Annotated in this window: 18 protein-coding genes; 12 read left to right on the top strand and 6 right to left on the bottom strand. The window is 67.3% G+C overall.

From position 1 onward, the window contains the following. Positions 1 to 35: 35 nt before the first annotated feature. A complete protein-coding gene (locus A3ES_RS51095) occupies positions 36 to 1,922 on the top strand; it encodes a M4 family metallopeptidase (protein WP_020386415.1) in 1,887 nt (628 codons plus the stop codon). On the opposite strand, the gene nucS is transcribed toward A3ES_RS51095, so the two are convergent. Further along, entirely contained in the window at positions 1,923 to 2,582 is a 660-nt protein-coding gene (gene nucS, locus A3ES_RS0108720; protein WP_026162686.1) for an endonuclease NucS, read from the bottom strand. A gap of 74 nt (positions 2,583 to 2,656) precedes the next feature. Here nucS and A3ES_RS0108715 point away from each other — a divergent pair, with 74 nt between their 5' ends. The 4 genes from A3ES_RS0108715 to A3ES_RS0108700 all read left to right on the top strand — a co-directional run bounded on the left by A3ES_RS0108715 (position 2,657) and on the right by A3ES_RS0108700 (position 6,315). Then, entirely contained in the window at positions 2,657 to 2,980 is a 324-nt protein-coding gene (locus A3ES_RS0108715) for a hypothetical protein (RefSeq protein WP_020386413.1), read from the top strand. A gap of 5 nt (positions 2,981 to 2,985) precedes the next feature. Further along, positions 2,986 to 3,858, top strand: a complete 873-nt coding sequence (locus A3ES_RS0108710) for a class I SAM-dependent methyltransferase (RefSeq protein WP_237744899.1) — start codon at positions 2,986 to 2,988, stop codon at positions 3,856 to 3,858. After that, a complete protein-coding gene (locus tag A3ES_RS46645; protein WP_020386411.1) occupies positions 3,855 to 4,307 on the top strand; it encodes an NUDIX domain-containing protein in 453 nt (150 codons plus the stop codon). Before A3ES_RS0108710 ends, A3ES_RS46645 begins: the two co-directional genes overlap by 4 nt. A 229-nt stretch (positions 4,308 to 4,536) precedes the next feature. After that, complete coding sequence (locus A3ES_RS0108700; RefSeq protein ID WP_020386410.1) at positions 4,537 to 6,315, top strand: 3-hydroxyacyl-CoA dehydrogenase family protein; 1,779 nt, start codon at positions 4,537 to 4,539, stop codon at positions 6,313 to 6,315. Between the two features lie 424 nt (positions 6,316 to 6,739). On the opposite strand, the gene A3ES_RS0108695 is transcribed toward A3ES_RS0108700, so the two are convergent. Then, on the bottom strand, positions 6,740 to 7,528 hold the full coding sequence (locus A3ES_RS0108695) for a phytanoyl-CoA dioxygenase family protein (RefSeq protein ID WP_020386409.1): 789 nt from the start codon (positions 7,526 to 7,528) through the stop codon (positions 6,740 to 6,742). A gap of 49 nt (positions 7,529 to 7,577) precedes the next feature. Here A3ES_RS0108695 and A3ES_RS0108690 point away from each other — a divergent pair, with 49 nt between their 5' ends. Genes A3ES_RS0108690 through A3ES_RS0108675 form a run of 4 tightly spaced genes read left to right on the top strand, consistent with a single transcriptional unit; the run spans position 7,578 to position 10,835 of the window. Further along, complete coding sequence (locus tag A3ES_RS0108690) at positions 7,578 to 8,402, top strand: helix-turn-helix domain-containing protein (protein WP_020386408.1); 825 nt, start codon at positions 7,578 to 7,580, stop codon at positions 8,400 to 8,402. After that, entirely contained in the window at positions 8,399 to 9,259 is an 861-nt protein-coding gene (locus tag A3ES_RS0108685) for an ABC transporter substrate-binding protein (protein ID WP_026162684.1), read from the top strand. Before A3ES_RS0108690 ends, A3ES_RS0108685 begins: the two co-directional genes overlap by 4 nt. 35 nt (positions 9,260 to 9,294) lie before the next feature. Beyond that, positions 9,295 to 10,107 carry an amino acid ABC transporter permease gene (locus tag A3ES_RS0108680; RefSeq protein WP_020386406.1) on the top strand — a complete coding sequence of 271 codons (813 nt, stop codon included), beginning with the start codon at positions 9,295 to 9,297 and terminating at the stop codon, positions 10,105 to 10,107. Continuing rightward, entirely contained in the window at positions 10,104 to 10,835 is a 732-nt protein-coding gene (locus A3ES_RS0108675; RefSeq protein ID WP_020386405.1) for an amino acid ABC transporter ATP-binding protein, read from the top strand. Before A3ES_RS0108680 ends, A3ES_RS0108675 begins: the two co-directional genes overlap by 4 nt. Positions 10,836 to 10,941: 106 nt before the next feature. Here the strand turns inward: A3ES_RS0108675 and A3ES_RS0108670 are convergent, their stop codons facing one another. From A3ES_RS0108670 to A3ES_RS0108655, 4 genes are all read right to left on the bottom strand, one after another. Next, complete coding sequence (locus tag A3ES_RS0108670) at positions 10,942 to 11,793, bottom strand: DUF559 domain-containing protein (RefSeq protein WP_020386404.1); 852 nt, start codon at positions 11,791 to 11,793, stop codon at positions 10,942 to 10,944. A 156-nt stretch (positions 11,794 to 11,949) separates the two neighbouring features. Continuing rightward, complete coding sequence (locus A3ES_RS0108665) at positions 11,950 to 12,363, bottom strand: YciI family protein (RefSeq protein ID WP_020386403.1); 414 nt, start codon at positions 12,361 to 12,363, stop codon at positions 11,950 to 11,952. A gap of 68 nt (positions 12,364 to 12,431) precedes the next feature. Further along, positions 12,432 to 13,079, bottom strand: coding sequence for a response regulator (locus A3ES_RS0108660; RefSeq protein ID WP_020386402.1), 648 nt, complete (start codon positions 13,077 to 13,079; stop codon positions 12,432 to 12,434). Continuing rightward, a complete protein-coding gene (locus A3ES_RS0108655) occupies positions 13,031 to 14,326 on the bottom strand; it encodes a sensor histidine kinase (RefSeq protein ID WP_020386401.1) in 1,296 nt (431 codons plus the stop codon). The genes A3ES_RS0108660 and A3ES_RS0108655 overlap by 49 nt, the downstream gene beginning before the upstream one ends. A gap of 236 nt (positions 14,327 to 14,562) precedes the next feature. Here A3ES_RS0108655 and A3ES_RS0108650 point away from each other — a divergent pair, with 236 nt between their 5' ends. The 3 genes from A3ES_RS0108650 (at position 14,563) to A3ES_RS0108640 (ending at position 17,425) form a co-directional block, all read left to right on the top strand. Further along, entirely contained in the window at positions 14,563 to 15,618 is a 1,056-nt protein-coding gene (locus A3ES_RS0108650; protein WP_020386400.1) for a fatty acid desaturase family protein, read from the top strand. Positions 15,619 to 15,702: 84 nt separating this feature from the next. Then, on the top strand, positions 15,703 to 17,094 hold the full coding sequence (locus A3ES_RS0108645; protein WP_040454267.1) for a M20/M25/M40 family metallo-hydrolase: 1,392 nt from the start codon (positions 15,703 to 15,705) through the stop codon (positions 17,092 to 17,094). Positions 17,095 to 17,125: 31 nt separating this feature from the next. Beyond that, on the top strand, positions 17,126 to 17,425 hold the full coding sequence (locus A3ES_RS0108640; protein WP_020386398.1) for a hypothetical protein: 300 nt from the start codon (positions 17,126 to 17,128) through the stop codon (positions 17,423 to 17,425).

Genomic DNA, 17,425 nt, shown 5'->3' with positions numbered 1-17,425 from the left:
GTGGCCGTGCCGTCAACCCCGGAGAGGTCCCTGCCATGAATCGCCCAGCAGTCATCGCCGTACTCGCGGCCGCCGCGCTGGTTACCGCCAGCGGGTTCACCGCAAATGCGCAGCCGTCATCCCAGGCAGCCTCGATTTCGACCGGCTCGTTCGCTCGGGGTGGTTCCTTCACCCTGACCGGAGCCGATGCCCGCGCCTTCGCCGTACCGAAGGATGTGGTGAAGGTCTGGTCGGCCAAGCTCGCAGGAGGAGCCACGCAGACCCGTTATCAGCAGTTGGTCGCTGGGGCCAAGGTATTCGGTGGTCAGCTGACTGTGCTGGCCGACAAGTCCGGGCGTACCACGGCAGTGGTCGGCGCGTACTTCCCGGGTCTGAAGGCCAAGAACAGCACGGCCGTGACCCCCGCCGGAGCGCGCGGAGTGGCCGCCAAGCGGATCGGCAGTACCGGAAAGTGGTCTTCGAGCCTCCGCATCGATCCGCGGGACGGCCGGATGTTCCACGAGGTCCTCAACCAGCGACTCGATCACCGCTGGGTGCACTGGGTCGACGCCGGCAGCGGAGCCGTGAAGAAGCAGTACGACGCGGTCGCGCACGGCGATGGAACCGGCGTCAAGGGCGACACCAAGACGCTGGACACCACGCGGATCGGCAGCACGTTCTTCCTGCGCTCCAGGGATCTGCGGCAGGAGACGTACGACGCGAAGAACAAGGCCGTGCTGCCCGGCACGATCATGACCGATACCGACGACCACTGGAATACCAATCTGCCGAACCTGAAGTCTCCCAGCCAGGCGCCGGGTGTGGACGCGCACTACTACGCGAACGTGACCGACGACTTCTACGCCGACAGCTTCGGGCGCGACAGCCTCGACGACAACGGCATGCAGATGATCTCGACCGTGCACGTGCTGAACCGTTTCTGCAACGCGTTCTGGAACGGGGAGCAGATGGCCTACGGCGACGGCGACAGCAAGACCTGTATCTCGCTGTCCGGCGGCCTGGACGTGGTCGGGCACGAGCTCACCCACGGCGTCACGCAGTTCACCTCGAACCTGATCTACGAGAACGAGTCCGGTGCGCTGAACGAGGCGTTCAGCGACATGATGGGCAACACGATCGAGTTCTACGCCGCGGCCGGCGGGCTCGACCCGGCAGCGACTCCGGACTGGCTGATCGGTGAGGACATCATCCTGTCGCCCGACGTCGCACCGGGATTCCGGAACATGGGTGACCCGCAGGAGGATCTGGATCCCGACCACTACAGCGAGTTCATCGTCACCACCGCGGACAACGGCGGCGTGCACTCCAACAGCGGTATCCCGAACCACGCCTACTACCTCGCCGTCAACGGCGGCAAGAACGCCGGCTGCGACGCGGTCGGATCGAGTGGACACCAGCACACGCTCGACTGTGGCGTGACTGTTCCGGCACTGGGGCTGGCACAGGCGGCACAGGCCTTCTACACCGCTTTCACCAGCCTGCCGGAGTTTGCGAACATGTGTGACGCGCGAAACGCCACAGTGGTCGTCAATGCAGGCACGGCGGCGGCCTGGGACGCAGTAGGCATCCACTCCGGCTGTACTCCGGGCGTGCCGCCGCCTCCGCCGTGTGTCGGCGACCCGGATGCTCAGATCCCCTTCGAGTCGCCACATCCCTACGGCAACAACGGCGACTGCACGTGGATCTATGACAACGGCACAGGTGGCTTCGCGTTCCACTTCAGCCTGCTCGACACGGAGAAGGACTTCGACTACGTGATCGTGTCGGATGGGAACGGCAACGAGCTGATCCGGTACACGGGTCTGCAGCGCCGCGGCGCGACCTCGCCATGCATCGGCACCAGCACCGGCTCGGTCCGGCTGCTGACCGATTCATCGGTGGTCGCACAGGGCTTCATAGTCGACGCGGTGGTGCCCTGCTGATCAGAACAGGCGCAGTACGTCGGATTCCATGCCTCGGAGTGCGTCATAGTCGACTGTGACGCACTCCAGGCCACGATCGGTGGCGAGGAACTGGGCCTGGGGCTTGATCAGCTGCGCCGCGAAGATGCCGCGAACCGGCGAGAGCAGCGGGTCGCGGTTCAGCAGTTCGACGTACCGGGTGAGCTGTTCGACGCCGTCGATCTCACCGCGACGCTTGATCTCGACCGCGACGTGCTTGCCCTCGGCATCACGGCAGAGCAGGTCGACCGGCCCGATCGCGGTCGGGTACTCCCGCCGTACCAGCGTGAACCCGTCACCGAAGGTGTGCACGTGCTCGGCGAGCAACTCCTGCAGATGCGCCTCGACGCCGTCCTTGATCAGCCCGGGATCCAGCCCCAACTCGTACGACGAATCGCTGAGCACCTCCTCGAAGGTGATCCGCAGTTCTTCGCCTGCCTTGTTGGTGACGCTCCAGATGCCCTCCTCCTCCGTCAGCTTGCACGGCGGAGACATCCAGTTGAGCGGCTTGTACGACCCGCCATCGGCATGGATCAGCACGGACCCGTCCGCCTTCACCATCAACAACCGAGGCGCCATCGGAAGATGAGCAGTCAGCCGTCCGGAGTAGTCCACTGAACAACGAGCAATCACCAGGCGCACGACACAGCACCGTAGTGCACCCGGGATCCATCGTGCATGGCGCCTGGCGGTGTGGCGGTGAGAGGCTGGTCGGTATGAAGCCCAAGATCAGTTTGAAGACGCGGCTGGAGTATGACGCGGTCGCCAAGGGGCTGGCCGACGCCGGGGTGGTCGAGGGGAGCATGTTCGGCATGCCTTGCCTGAAGATCGAGAAGAAGATGCTGGCGGGGTTGTTCGGGGATGCGATGACGTTCAAGCTGCCGCCGGAGCCTCGGGAAGAGGCCTTGAAGCTGAGCGGTGCCGAGGCGTTCGATCCGGGGATGGGGCGGCCGATGAAGGAGTGGGTCCTGGTTCCGCTGGAGCACGCCGACACCTGGCCCCGGTACGCCGAGCAGGCGCTGGAGTTCGTCCGGCCGTGAACCTGATGTGCCCAGCCCGCCTGATCCTGCTGCCACCCGGTTCGCGCGACCGCCTGACGGGTGAGCGGGTCGCCATGGTCTACGCGAGCCCGGCCGTCGAGGAGGCGGCTGCGCGGCTGGCGGAGGAGCTGAGCGCCGGGCTGACCGTAGTACCGGAGTTGGCGGAAGCGGCTGTCCAGGAGATCGCCGATCAGCATCGGGGCGAGACGGTGGTGCTGGTCGCGCCGGAGCTCGGGATCGCGTTGCCGGCAGTCATCGAGCATGAGGGTGACGGCTGGACCGTGCAGCCGAGTCCCAACGAGGTCACGCTGGCCACCTACGAGGAAGCCGCCGAGCAGTTCCGTGACTCGATCCCGCGCGGCCCGAACGCCTTCCTGATCGAGTTGTTCGACCTGATCGACGACCATCTCCGCTCCGGCGGGTCGGTGCTCGAGCTGGGCAGCGGCACCGGGCGCGACGCGGTCGAGCTCGAACGGCGGGGTCATCGCGTACGGCGTACTGACGCCGCGCAGTCCTTCGTCGAGATGATCCGCGCCAACGGCTACGAAGCCGACCAGCTCAACGCGCTGACCGACGACCTCGGGGGACCGTACGACCTGGTCTTCGCGGATGCCGTCTTCCTGCACTTCACCCCCGACCAACTAGCCGCCGTACTCCGCAAGGCCCACGATGCGGCCGAGCTCATCGCCTTCACCACCAGTGAAGGCGACGGCGACGAGTGGTCGACGCGCTACCTCGACCTCCCACGCCACTTCACCCTGTGGCAGGAGCAACCCCTCCGCGACCTCCTCGCCCACTGCGGCTGGACCGTCCTCGCCTGGCAACGCGGCCAGGCGACGCGCGGCGGCTGGTACTACGTGCTGGCCCACCGCACGTGATCCGCGCAGGCATCGTCCTGCTCACCGACCTCGGGGTCGCTGCGATCGAGCGGGTGCGGGACGGCATCACGTACTACGTACTGCCGGGCGGCCAGGTCGACGAGGGGGAGTCGGTGGTCGAGGCCGCCGTGCGGGAAGCGCATGAGGAGCTCGGTGTGCTGGTGAAGATCCGAGGGCTGGTCGGGGTGGTGAATTTCGGACCCAGTGCTCAGCACTACTTCTGGGCCGACCCGGTCGGAGGCGAGTTCGGCACAGGCACTGGGGAGGAGATGTCGAGCCCGGCCGCCTCGGAGCGGGGGAGCTATCGGGCCGTTCACGTTGAGCGGCGGCAGCTCGCAGTACGGGATGTGCGGCCGCAGTCGATCGCTGTAGCGCTGGCGGCGGCTGCAGAGCCAGAGCGACTGCTGGAGGCCTGGTTGCAGACCCCGCTGGTGGTCGACGAGGTGTGAGGTTCCACTCGCGAGTGCCCCGTGTCGGCCGATCCGTTGCGCTACCGGCGCCCAGGCACGCACCTCGCGGCAGCGGAGAAACGGCCACGATGGAAAAACATCGAGGCCGCTCCTCCGCCACCACGAGGCACGCACCTGGACACCGCTATCGCTAACGGATCGGCCGACACGGGGCACTAGTGACACAGCTCATGTGCGGACCAGTGTGCTGACTGGCACACTTCGAGCCATGGCTCGCGAACTGAAGACGGTGGGAGTTGTCGGTCTCGGCACGATGGGTGCCGGTATCGCGGAGGTGTTCGCCCGGCACGGGCTGAGCGTCGTCGGCGTGGAGCGCGACGAGGAGGCGGTCGAGCGCGGCCGCGGGCACATCCAGCACTCGACCGACCGGGCGGTGAAGCGCGGCAAACTGTCCGTCGAGGACCAGCAGGCGCTGTTCGACCGGGTCACGTTCGCGACCGAGATCGAGGCGCTGGCCGACTGCGACCTGGTGATCGAGGCCGTGATCGAGCGGCTGGAGCTGAAGCGCGAGATCTTCTCCGCGCTCGACAAGGTGGTCCGCGAGGACGCCATCTTGGCCACGAACACGTCGAGCCTGTCCGTCACCGAGATCTCCGTCGCCACCCAGCGTCCGCGCCGGGTGGTCGGCATGCACTTCTTCAACCCCGCACCCGTGCAGGAGTTCGTCGAGGTGATCAAGACCGTCGTCACCGAGCCGGACGTGGTCGAGGACGTGCTCGCCCTCGCGCGCCGGCTCGACAAGGTCCCGGTGGTCGCGGCCGACCGCGCGGGCTTCATCGCCAACGCGCTGCTGTTCGGCTACCTGAACCACGCCGTCTCGATGGTCGAATCGCGCTACGCCACCCGCGAGGACGTCGACGCGGCGATGCGGCTGGGCTGCGGCTACCCGATGGGCCCGCTGGCGCTGCTCGACCTGATCGGCCTCGATACGACGTACGAGATCCTCGACACGATGTACAAGCAGGGCCGCAACCGGCTGCACGCGCCGGCGCCGATCCTCAAGCAGATGGTCACCGCCGGGCTGCTCGGCCGCAAGACGGGCCGTGGCTTCTACACCTACGAATCGCCCGACTCGCCGGTCGTCGTCGCCGACGGCCTGACCCCCTCGGCCGTGGACGGCGGGCCGGCCGTGCGGTCGGTCAAGCAGGTCGGCGTGGTCGGTTCCGGCACGATGGCCGTCGGCATCATCGAGGTCTGCGCCAAGGCCGGGTACGACGTCCTGTACGTCGCTCGCGGCACCGAGAAGGTCGACCGGGTCCGCGCGGCGCTCGAACGCTCGCTGGAGAAGGGCGTCCAGCGCGGCAAGCTCTCGTCGGAAGAGCGCGACGGAGCGCTTCAGCGGATCACCGGAACGGCGAAGCTCGACGACCTGGCCACCGCGGACCTGGTGATCGAGGCGGTCGTCGAGGAGCTCAGCGTCAAGCAGGCGCTGTTCGAGACGTTCGACGAGATCTGCAAGCCGGGCGCGATCCTGGCGACGACGACGTCCAGCCTGCCGGTGATCGACCTGGCGATGGCGACCAAGCGGCCCACGGACGTCGTCGGCCTGCACTTCTTCAACCCCGCGCCGGTGATGAAGCTGGTCGAGGTGGTCAGCACGGTGAGCACGTCGCCGGAGGTCGCCGACACGGTCGCCGCCGTGGCAGTTGCCGCCGGCAAGCACCCGGTGCGCTGCGGCGACCGGGCCGGGTTCATCGTCAACGCGCTGCTCTTCCCGTACCTGAACGACGCGGTCCGGATGCTCGAAGCGCACTACGCCGGCGTCGACGACATCGACGCCGCGATGAAGCTGGGCTGCCGCCTCCCGATGGGCCCGTTCGAGCTCCTCGACGTGGTCGGCCTGGACGTCTCCCTGGCGATCCAGCGGACCCTGTACCTGGAGTTCCGCGAGCCCGGCTTCGCACCGGCCCCGCTGCTCGAGCACCTAGTCACCGCCGGCTACCTCGGCCGCAAGACCGGCCGCGGCTTCCGCGACTACAGCAACTAACCCGGCCCCGGCGGGACAGGTACCTCCCTGCCCGGCTCCGTGCATCCCTGTGATCATTCGCCGCCTTTTCACCCCCGCGCCCCAGAACCCCAGGCCGGATCGGTCGCTTGGAGGGTGAAAAGGGGCGAATGATCACAAGGTGAGGGGCGGCCGTGGTGACGGGGCTGGCGCAGGTACCACCTCGGATAGCACTCCGCTGGATTCGGCTTTGGTGATGGCGGGTGGGGAGGATATTCGCCGGGCTTGGGGCGGATCTTGGCCCAGTTCGGGAGTATTTTCCTCCCCGGTCGGCGAGGATGGCCGGCTTTGTGCATGACGTGAGTGACCTGGGCGCCTTGGAATTTGCTCAGGTGGTGCACAAGGTCGCGAGACGGCCCGGTGGTGGGCGGCGCCCGGCCGGCCCGCCAGGTGGTACCGGCGCGGTTTACGGTTCGGCGGTGGCGTAGTCGCCGCAGGGGCCGCCGCCGATGGCCTCGCTGATGACGGTCGTCCTGCGGTCCGGGCGGACCAGCGGGTTGTAGAAGGCGGCGATCTCGGTGCTCTCTTCGGGGATGTAGTGGAAGATCAGCGAGCGGCGGAAGCGTTCCGCGCTGGTGTTCGGCCGGGAGCCGTGGACGACGCTGCCGTGGAAGAAGAGCACGTCGCCGGCCTTCATCCGGGTCTGCACCTTGCTGAGCCCGTCGGGAATCGGTACTTCGGCATTGGTGAACGACTCGCTCAGATCAGCCTGCTCGGGGCAGACGAGCTCGATCTCGTGCGAGCCGGGAACCACCGCGAGCCCGCCGTTCTCCGTGTCCACGTCATCGATCGCGATCCAGGCCGCGAGACAGGTCTCCGGGTGCGCCCGCAGGAACGTGTTGTCCTGGTGCATCGCCTGCCCACGTGCACCGGGCGGCTTGAAGTAGAACATCGACTGAGCCCCCAGCGCGGGGCCGATCAGGGTCTCGACGACATCGAGGATCCGGCTGTCGAGCATCAACTCCAAGGCCAGCCGGCCGGCCTCCACCTCGGTCCGCCGATGCGGGTGGACGAACCGCGGGTACCGCGCGAGCGGGTCCTCCGCGGGGACGTTGTCGTCGATCGCCAGGGAGTGGTCGACCGCGACCTGAGTCATGTAGGCAGCCTTGATCTGGTCGACCTCGGCCGGACTGAGCAACCCGGGGACCTGCACGATCCCGTCCCGGTCGTATACCTCTGCAACTGTGCTGGTCATGTCTCCAGGATCTGTCGGCTAGGGTGATCTGTGGATAACCTATCGAGCTGTGAACCTTCGAGATCCTGCTAGATCGGATTCCTTCACGCCGACCGTACGGCGACTGCTGGCCGGCGAGTTCGACGAAGGCCCGAGCTACACCACCTACCGCCGTCGCGGTACGACGGACTGGCTGCTGATCCATACCCTGGACGGTCTCGGCAGCCTCGGTGGCGGGATCCACGCCGGCCCAGCCGTGACCTCGTTGATCCGGCCCGGCACCTTGCAGGACTACGGGACGGCCGGCGACCGCTGGCATTTCCTCTTCGCCCACTTCCACCCGAGACCAGACTGGCTACCCCTCCTCGACTGGCCAGCCGTTGCCCCAGGCATCCTTCAGTTGCAGCCCAGCCCGAGCGCGGCCGACCGCATCACTCAGGCGCTCTCCGAGGCGGTCTGGCATCAGGACAGCGTCCTGCCGCAGGGAGAGCTGCTCAGCTTCAACGCGCTCGAAGCCGCGCTGCTCTGGTGCGACACCCAGAACCCCAAGGCCGCCCAGATCGACGACCGACTGCTCCGCGCCATCGAGTACGTCGACCGCAACCTGCGCGGCGACCTGTCGATCACGGTGCTGGCTCGCGCGAGCAACTTGTCGATCTCCCGCTTCGCTCATCTCTTCCGCGCCCAACTGGGCGTCACCCCGCAGCAATTCGTCGAACGCCGCCGCCTCGACGCCGCCAGCCGCTTGCTCGAACTCACCAGCCGCCCCGTCGCCTCGATCGCCGCGGACGTCGGTTTCACCAACCCGCTGTACTTCTCCACCCGCTTCCGCGTCCACACCGGCCACAGCCCCACGCAGTACAGGCAGCAGTTGGGCTCTACGCTGCTGCCATGACTGCTCGTTCAGCCCTGGTTGTGGTGGCCGCCCTTGCTGTTGTCGGGCTTGCTGCTTGCGCTCCCGAAGAAGACTCCGCCGGTACTGCGTCGTCGCCGTCCTCGGCGGACGCGTGCGGCAAGGACAAGCTGGCGTTGAAGACCGCCGGGACGTTCACGGTCGGCACCGACAAACCGGCGTACGAGCCGTGGTTCTCGGGTGATGACCCGGCCAACGGCAAGGGGTACGAGTCGGCCGTGACCTACGCCGTCGCCGAGAAGCTGGGGTTCGCCAAGGCCGAGGTGAAGTGGCTGACCGTGCAGTTCAACAACGCCTTCGCGCCCGGGCCGAAGAAGTTCGACCTGGACATCAACCAGGTGTCGATCTCCGAGGACCGCCGCAAGGCCGTCGACTTCTCCACCGGGTACTACGACGTCCGGCAGACCGTGATCACCACGGCCGGCAGCAAGATCGCGAACGTGACGTCGGTCGCCGGGCTGGTCGATGCGAAGCTCGGCGCGCAGGTCGGGACGACGAGCTACACCTCGCTGCGCGACGTGATCAAGCCGAAGCAGCAGCCGGCCGTGTTCGACTCCAACGACCTGGCCGTGCAGGCGCTGAAGAACAAGCAGATCGACGGGATCGTCGTCGACCTGCCGACCGGCTTCTACATGACCGCGGCGCAGCTCGACCAGGGCAAGATCGTCGGTCAGTTGCCGGCGACGGACAAGCCTGAACAGTTCGGCTTCGTGCTGGAGAAGGGCTCGAAGCTCACGTCGTGCGTGTCGCAGGCGGTCGACGCGCTGCGCGCCGACGGCACTCTGGCCAACCTCCAGAAGCAGTGGCTCACCGCGGAAGGCGCACCGGAACTCTCGTGAGCGACTGGCAACCCTCGGCACTTCAACAGGAAAGATTGAAGTATCGCCGGCAGCGGACGATTCGGTCCGGGCTGATCGCTGGTATCAGCACTGTGGTGCTGGTCGCTTTGGTGGTCTTCGGTGTCGGCTCGACGCCGGGCTGGCCGCGGGTGCGGGCGACGTTCTTCGACTTCGATCGCGGCTGGGAGGCGTTGCCGGTCGTTGCCCAGGGCCTCTGGCTGAACGTCCGGGTGATGCTCGTCTGCGCGGTACTGATCGTGCTCTTCGGCCTGACCCTGGCGATCATGCGCACGCTCCGCGGGCCGATCTTCTTCCCACTCCGGATGTTCGCCGCCGCCTACACCGACATCTTCCGCGGGCTGCCTCTGCTTCTGGTGATCTTCCTGCTCGGCTTCGGCGTACCGGCTCTGCAGTTGCGCGGTTTGCCCAACCAGGCAGTGATCTGGGGAGGCGCCGCGTTGGTGCTCACCTATTCGTCGTACGTGGCTGAGGTCTTCCGCGCCGGGATCGAGTCGATCCACCCGTCCCAGCGAGCCGCGGCACGGTCCCTCGGGCTGTCCCACCAGCAGACGCTGCGCTTCGTCGTACTGCCTCAGGCTGTACGCCGGGTCCTGCCGCCGCTGCTGAACGACTTCGTCTCGCTGCAGAAGGATTCGGGGTTGATCGCAGTACTGGGTGTCATCGACGCGATCCGCGCGGCGCAACTGGAGACGGCGGAGGACTTCAACTTCACCCCGTACGTCGTGGCCGGGTTGCTGTTCGTCGCGCTGACCATCCCGCTGACCCGGTTGACCGACTGGGTCGCCCGGCGGCAGGGCTGGTACGGCGCCGGGGGAGGTGTGGTGTGAGCCTGCTGTCCATCCGCGACGTGCGGAAATCGTTCGGGAGCAATCTCGTGCTCGACGACTTCAGCCTGGAGGTCGAGGCGGGGGAGTGCGTCGTCCTGATCGGCGCGTCCGGCTCCGGCAAGTCCACTCTGCTGCGCTGCGTGAACCTGCTGGAGACGGTCGACGACGGCGTGATCGAGCTGGACGGCACCGACATCACCGACCCACGCATCGACACCGACCGGGTCCGCTCCGGCATCGGCATCGTCTTCCAGGCCTACAACCTGTTCCCGCACCTCTCGGTACTGGACAACGTCACCCTCGCACCGATCCGCGTCCACGGGGTACGCCCGGCCGTCGCACGCACCCGGGCACTGGAGATGCTGGACCGAGTCGGCCTGGCAGCGAAGGCAACCGCCAAGCCCGACGAACTCTCCGGCGGCCAGCAACAACGAGCAGCCATCGCCCGCGCCCTGGTCAACTCCCCGAAACTCATGCTCCTCGACGAGATCACCTCAGCCCTAGACCCCGAACTAGTCGGCGAAGTCCTGGACCTCCTCGGCGACCTCAAGTCCGAAGGCATGACCATGCTCATCTGCACCCACGAAATGACCTTCGCCCGCTCAGTAGCCGACCAAGTCTGCTTCCTTCACAACGGCCGCCCCCTGGAAGTCGGCCCACCCTCCCAAGTCCTGGCCAACCCCCAGCAACCCCGCACCCAGGACTTCCTCCGCCGCATCCGCCTCTGATTTTGTCCCGACCGACAGGACATAGTCGTCGCCGAGCCTGCCCGCCACGCTCACGGAGGCGGCTGGAAAGCGCAGTCCGGGGACTATGTCCTGTCGGTCGGGACGGTTACCGCCTCTGCGCAAGCGCCTCCCTGATCGTGGCGATCACCCAGGCCGGCTCATTCAGCACCTGGTGGTAGGTGAACCTCAGCACCAGCCAGCCCTCCGCGACCAGTTCGTCGTAGCGGTGGCAATCGGCAGCGAAGTCCCTACTCGATCCGTGGAACTCGTACCCCTCCGCCTCCAGGGCTACCATCGCCTGTCGATGCCCTAGATCCACGCGCGCGCTGAACCAGCCTCGCTGAACCACGACCTGCGGCTCGAAACCCTCGATGTTGTTCGCTATCAGCAGCGCCCGCAGCATCGACTCGAGAAAACTCTCGCCTCCGCGAGTGGCGAGGGCGGCAACCTCACGTGCCTTGGTAGAGCCGATTCCGCGCATCGCCGCGGCGGCCGTGATCAGTTCCTGGCGTGTCAGCCCGTGGTGCAGACTCGAGTCGGCGACAGCGAGTGCCTCGCCGAAGGACAGGATCCGGACGCAGTCGGTCACCGTTCGGACCAATGAGGTCAGCCGGCGCGACTGGTCCTCCGCCGAGATCGCCGCCCAGTGCAGGACCGCGGGCGGTCCCGAGCGGGGACGACGCTTCTTCGGCACGGTGATGTGTGGCTTCTTCGGCGGCGCGACCAATGGCAGATCCCACGCGAGTGCCGCACTCAGGTGCGACACAACCCCGTCGTAGGCCACGGCAACGTGGTGATCGGTCGACGGACCAGGCAGGCCGTAGACCCCCTTCGCCAGTCGCTGGACGTCCCCAGCTCTCACAGCGGTCGCCAGTTCTCGTTTCGACGTGACCTGGGTCAGTTCGGCGAAGCTGGCTCGACCGCCCAAGCGGGCCAGCACTTCAGGCAAGGATTCCACCGCCAGATCCTGCCCCGTTGTGCCGCTCCCGCGCTGAAGTTTATCCACAGGCTGTCCCGACCGACAGGACATACTCGTCGCCGAGCCTGCCCGCCACGCTCACGGAGGCGGCTGGAAAGCGCAGTCCGGGGACTATGTCCTGTCGGTCGGGACGGGCTACCCGAGCGGGTTGAGCTCCTCGAAGTCTGCGTCGGTCATTACTCGGCGGACGCCGATTGGTTGTTGGAGGGGGACGCCGCCGGGGCCGGGGACCTGGGAGACCAGGGCGGCGATTTCGATGGCGCGCTCCAGGGAGTCCACGTCGACCAGCTGGAAGCCGGCCAGCATCTCCTTGGACTCGACGAACGGGCCGTCGGTGACGACTGCTGCCTTGCCGTCCGACGTGACGGTCTTGGCCTCGTCCGGCCAGCTCAACGCCAGGTGCTCGACCAGTTCTCCACTGGCCCGCAGTTCCTCGTTCAGTGCCGTGTAGTAGGCCATGTGCGCCTTGACGTCCTCGGCCGCCCACTCGGTCATCGGCGTGTCGACCACACCGGGGCTGTAGTCCACGACAATCAGAAACTTCGTCATCTCGAAAACTCCCGTCGATTCATGTGCTGCTGACACCCAGGGACGAAGCCGGCCCGACGTCCTCTACATCACCGGGAAGACAAATAAGTGAGAACCGCCATCACGCGGCGGTTGTCGTCTTCCGACGGCGGCAGGTCGAGCTTGGCGAAGATGTTGTTGGTGTGCTTCGACACGGCCTTCTCGGTGACGAAGAGGGCGCTGGCGATGGCGGCGTTGGAGCGCCCCTCGGCCATCAGCCCCAGTACTTCGGACTCACGCGGGGTCAGCCGGCCGATCGGCTCGTCACGCGTGTTGCGCGCCAGCAACTGGCCGATCACGTCGGGGTCCATCGCCGTACCGCCGGCCGCGACCCGGCGTACCGAGTCGAGGAACTCGGCCACGTTCGACACCCGGTCCTTGAGCAAATACCCGACCGCGCCACCGCCCCCGGTCAGGAGCTCCCGGGCATACAGCTGTTCGACGTACTGCGAAAGCACCAGCACCGGCAACCCGGGCACCTGCTGGCGGGCCTCGATGGCCGCCTTCAGACCCTCATCGGTGAACGTCGGTGGCAGCCGGACGTCGACAACGGCCACGTCCGGCCGGTGCTCGACGAGCGCCGGTACCAGCCGGGGGCCGTTGTCGACGGCTTCGAGTACTTCGAAGTCGTGGGCTTCCAGTAGCCGGATCAGGCCTTCCCGGAGGAGGGCGTGATCTTCAGCGATGACGACTCGCAAGGCAACTCCATGATCACAGTGGTCGGCCCGCCGGTCGGGCTGGCCACGGTCAACGTACCGTCGAAGGCGGCCAGCCGCCTTTCGATACCGTACAGACCGCCGCCGGGTCGCACCGTCGCGCCACCGACCCCGTCGTCGCCGACCAGGATGTGCAGCCGCTCGTGCTCGTGGGTGATCTGGACCCACGCCGTCGTCGCCGCCGCGTGCTTGAGCGCGTTGGCCAGCGCCTCGGCCACCGCGAAGTACGCCGCCGACTCCACCGGCGCGGCCGGCCGGCCGGGCATCTCGATCGTCACGTCGACCTTGAAGGGCAGGCTCATCGCGAGCGCCTTGACCGCCCCTTCCAGCCCTCGGTCGGCCAGCACCGGCGGGTGGATGCCACGGACCAGGTCGCGCAGCTCCGACAACGCCGTACTCGCGGACTCGCGCGCCTCGGTGAGCAGTGCCGCTGCCTGGGCCGGGTCGCGGTTGACCATCTCCTCGGCCATCCCGAGGTTCATGCTCAGCGCCGCCAGCCGGGCCTGGGCGCCGTCGTGCAGGTCGCGCTCGATCCGGCGCAGCTCGGCCGCCTGGGTGTCGACGGTCTCCGCGCGGGACTCGGCCAGCTCGCGGACCCGGATCGCCAGTTGCGCGCTCTCGGTCGGGCCGAGCAGCGACCTGGCCATGAACGCGTTCGCCTTCAGCAGCCGCTCACCCGCGCCGAGCCAGATCATGAACGCGAGCAGGCCGAACGGGATCATCACGAAACTGGTGGCCACGTTCACCCGGAAGACGCCGAACGGCTGGTCGAAGACGCCGTCCGGAGTGACCCAAACCAGGAACGGGTAGATCAGGTAGAAGAGCGAGGCGAGGAACAGCACCGCCGACAGCAGCGACAGGGTGAAGCCGAGCACCGCGTTCACCAGCAGCCAGGCGACGTCCCGCCAGGTCGCGGGGTCCGACAGCGTCGTCCGCAGCCACATCAGGATGCCGGGCATCGGGGGCTTCTTGTACGGCTTGGGGATCACGCTGCCGGTGAAGCCGGCGTACAGGACGCGGTGGCAGTTCGCGAACCAGCGGGTGCACGGGACGAACACCAGCAGCATCGGGATCCCGACCCAGACCGCGATCAGCGGCACCGCCACCACGTTCAGGACGAAGAAGGCGATCCCGATCTCGGCGAGGATCGCCATCCCGAGCGCGATGAAGGGCTGTGCCAGCCGGGGGAATCGCATCGGCGCCTTCGGTGCCTGCTGCGTGATCGTCATTGCTGTGTCTCCCGTGACATTTGGTGTGGACCAGATCGGTCCGGCAGTACCCATCATGACGGAGAGTCAGGCCGGGCTCAGTGGTGCTAGCCCTACTGTCGTGCACGCTCCTGCACCCCGGGGTGCCCGGGTAGTAGCACTCATGTTTTCGAGGGCTTCAGGGCACAGGCTGAATGCATTACGCTGGCCCGCGGCTGAACGCCTAGGCCTCCCACCGCTCTGAGATGAGGACACCGATGGCGCAGCCCATTGCCCTTGCCCCTGACCGCGAACGTCCGGCCACGAAGGGCAGCGACTTCGCGCCGCTGCTTCGCGAAGTCAAGGAAGCAGGACTGCTGGAGCGCCGTACTGCGTCCTATGTGATCGCGATCACCTTGAACGTGGCGCTGCTGGCGGCGACCTGGGCCGGCGTCGTCCTGCTCGGTAACTCCTGGTTACAGCTGCTGCTGACGATCCCGCTCGCGATCTTCACCACCCGCGCGGCGTTCTTCGGTCATGACGCCGGTCATCAGCAGGTGGGCAGCTCCCGCAAACTACACGACGTCCTGGGCATGCTGCACGGCAATTTCGTCTGCGGGATGAGCTACGGCTGGTGGAACGACAAGCACAACCGCCACCACGCGAACCCGAACCACACCGACAAGGACCCGGACGTCGGCGAGGGCGTGCTGGTCTGGACGCTGGAGCAGGCCGAGGGCCGGACCGGCCTGTACGGCTGGCTGACCCGCCACCAGGCGAAGATCTTCTTCCCGCTGCTCACCCTCGAAGGCCTGAACCTGAAGGTGTCCAGCGTGCTGTTCCTGGTCGGCCGCCGCGCCAGGCGTGAGGCCCGGATCGAGCTCGGCCTGATGGCCGCGCACCTGATCCTGTACTTCGGCGCGCTGTTCCTGATCATGTCGCCCGGCAAGGCGATCGCGTTCGCGGCGTTGCACCACGCACTGTTCGGCCTGCACCTGGGCAGCGTCTTCGCCCCGAACCACAAGGGCATGGAGATGCCGGACGCCGACACGAACTGGGGTCACCTGGAAAAGCAGGTGCTGACCTCGCGCAACGTGAAGGGCGGCCTGGTCACCGACTGGATGATGGGCGGCCTGAACTACCAGATCGAGCACCACCTGTTCCCGAGCATGCCGCGCGCCAACCTGCGCTTCGCCCAGCCGATCGTCCAGTCGTACTGCGAACGCATCGGGATGCCGTACCTGAACACCGGCGTGATCGAGTCGTACCGGATGGGCCTCGGCCACATGCACGAAGTAGGCAGTGACCTCCGCGACCAGAGCAAAGTGGCTTAGCCACTCCGCGTAGAGCAGCGGCCCCGGACGGTATCGGCTACGGTCGATCGTCTCGGGGCCGCTTGCGTGTGAGGAGACCCAGCCATGTCCGAAACGTCCCGCATGAGTCGTCGAGGCCTGCTCGGCGCCGTCGCCGGTGTCACTGCCGCCACGGCCCTACCCGCCGCCCCCGCTTGGGCCGTTGACGACCAGCGGCCGGGCGCAGTACGGCCGCCGACGCTGGACCGGGATGACCGGCACATCGTGTCGCGGTTGTCGTCGGAGCGTGCCCTGCGCCACCTCCAGGTACTGACCGAGGACATCGGCCCGCGAATCGGCGGTACTGCGAGCGAGAAGCGCGCAGCCGACTACCTCGCCGGGCAACTCCGGAGTTACGGCTACCAGACGCGGTACGAGCCGTTCCCGGTGACCGACAAGTTCCTGGCCCAGATCGGTGACCCGCGCAACCTGCTGCCCGACGACATCTGCTGGCAGGCCGGTGCTGCGCCTGGCGGCAAGCTCGACGTCAGCGTGACCGGCCCGGCTCGCGATGTCGGCCCGGCGACGGCGCCTGTCTGGCCGGCTGATGTCGCAGGTGCCGTGGTGCTCGCGGACGACAACCTGGCCGCGCGTCCTGGGTTTGTGGCCGAGGCGGCTGCTCGCGGCGCGGTCGCCGTCGTACTGCTGCCGGCTGATCTGGTCTTCCCGCGCCGCGCATCGGCGTACGCGCCTAGTGGTTTGACTGCGGCGCCGATCCCGGTGATCGGAGTCGCGCAGGTGCAGAAGCGGTTGCTGCGTGAGGCGCTGGCTGTCGTCACGTCGTTGCCTCTGACAATCAGTACTGCGGCGCATCGCGGCCTGGTCTCCAACAACGTGATCGGCGAACGTCCAGGCAAGGGCGCCAACCCGCCGATCGTGATGGTGAGCGGCCACTACGACACGGTGACTGGCGCACCGGGTGCCAACGACGACGGGTCGGGCACGGTGCTGACGCTCGAGATCGCCCGGGTGCTGAGCAAGTATCCGACCGAGGCGACGCTGCGGTTCGCGTTCTGGGGCGCGGAGGAGCAGGGGCTCGTCGGGTCGCGCTATCACGTCAGGCAGTTGGCGCAGGACCAGCGCGATCGCTACCGGGCCGTCTTCCAGAACGACATGGTGGCGACGAGCTGGGACCCGGCGATCGTCTATTGGCTGCTGTCCTTCGACGGTCTCGCGAACGCGGCGACGAACGCAGTACGGGCTTCTGGTCAGCGTCTTGGCTACGACCCCCAGATGGTCGGGCCAGTACTCCGTGGCGCCAGCGACCACCAGTCGTTCCAGGAAGTCGGCATCGCCGCCGCCAACTTCTCCTGGCGCGGCGAGGCGTCCCCGGCACTACTCGAACCGCCGTACCACTCACCCGAAGACACCATCGCCAAGAACGTCAGCCTCGAACGCCTCCAAGTCTCGATGGAACTCATCGGCACAGCGGCTTACGCCCTCGCCCGGCGGATCTGAGAGTTTGGCAGGCCGATACGCTTGGCCTGCCATGGTGTCCCGTAAGAAGAAGCCTTCCAAGCACACGCGGCCGGTCAGTGACCGGCCGTTGCTGGGTGGGCATCAGGTGCGGGAATCGCGATCCGATGGCTCCTGGATGGTTCGGCAGGTCAGTGGGTCCGCGGCGGGCAAGTCGTACCGGTGTCCGGGGTGCGACCAGACGATCCTGCCGGCGATGCCGCACGTGGTCGTCTGGCCGGAGACGCCGAGCCTGCTCGCCGCGATCGGCGGTGGGCAGTCGCTGGACGAGCGCCGCCACTGGCACACCACCTGCTGGCAACGCCGCCGCTGA

It is taken from the genome of Kribbella catacumbae DSM 19601 (genome assembly GCF_000372465.1).
In the GTDB taxonomy this organism is placed as follows: domain Bacteria; phylum Actinomycetota; class Actinomycetes; order Propionibacteriales; family Kribbellaceae; genus Kribbella; species Kribbella catacumbae.
Note: the sequence above shows the minus strand (reverse complement) of the source record. Positions and strands in the feature narration are given on the sequence as shown.

What these genes read in the sequence shown, in the direction of transcription:
- A3ES_RS0108685 (WP_026162684.1), top strand. Translation starts at nt 8,399, where the DNA reads ATGACTGCTCGTTCAGCCCTGGTTGTGGTGGCCGCCCTTGCTGTTGTC.
- A3ES_RS0108650 (WP_020386400.1), top strand. Translation starts at nt 14,563, where the DNA reads ATGGCGCAGCCCATTGCCCTTGCCCCTGACCGCGAACGTCCGGCCACG.
- A3ES_RS0108655 (WP_020386401.1), bottom strand. Translation starts at nt 14,326, where the DNA reads ATGACGATCACGCAGCAGGCACCGAAGGCGCCGATGCGATTCCCCCGG.
- A3ES_RS0108645 (WP_040454267.1), top strand. Translation starts at nt 15,703, where the DNA reads ATGTCCGAAACGTCCCGCATGAGTCGTCGAGGCCTGCTCGGCGCCGTC.
- A3ES_RS0108710 (WP_237744899.1), top strand. Translation starts at nt 2,986, where the DNA reads ATGTGCCCAGCCCGCCTGATCCTGCTGCCACCCGGTTCGCGCGACCGC.
- A3ES_RS0108700 (WP_020386410.1), top strand. Translation starts at nt 4,537, where the DNA reads ATGGCTCGCGAACTGAAGACGGTGGGAGTTGTCGGTCTCGGCACGATG.
- A3ES_RS0108695 (WP_020386409.1), bottom strand. Translation starts at nt 7,528, where the DNA reads ATGACCAGCACAGTTGCAGAGGTATACGACCGGGACGGGATCGTGCAG.
- A3ES_RS0108640 (WP_020386398.1), top strand. Translation starts at nt 17,126, where the DNA reads ATGGTGTCCCGTAAGAAGAAGCCTTCCAAGCACACGCGGCCGGTCAGT.
- A3ES_RS0108715 (WP_020386413.1), top strand. Translation starts at nt 2,657, where the DNA reads ATGAAGCCCAAGATCAGTTTGAAGACGCGGCTGGAGTATGACGCGGTC.
- A3ES_RS51095 (WP_020386415.1), top strand. Translation starts at nt 36, where the DNA reads ATGAATCGCCCAGCAGTCATCGCCGTACTCGCGGCCGCCGCGCTGGTT.
- A3ES_RS0108665 (WP_020386403.1), bottom strand. Translation starts at nt 12,363, where the DNA reads ATGACGAAGTTTCTGATTGTCGTGGACTACAGCCCCGGTGTGGTCGAC.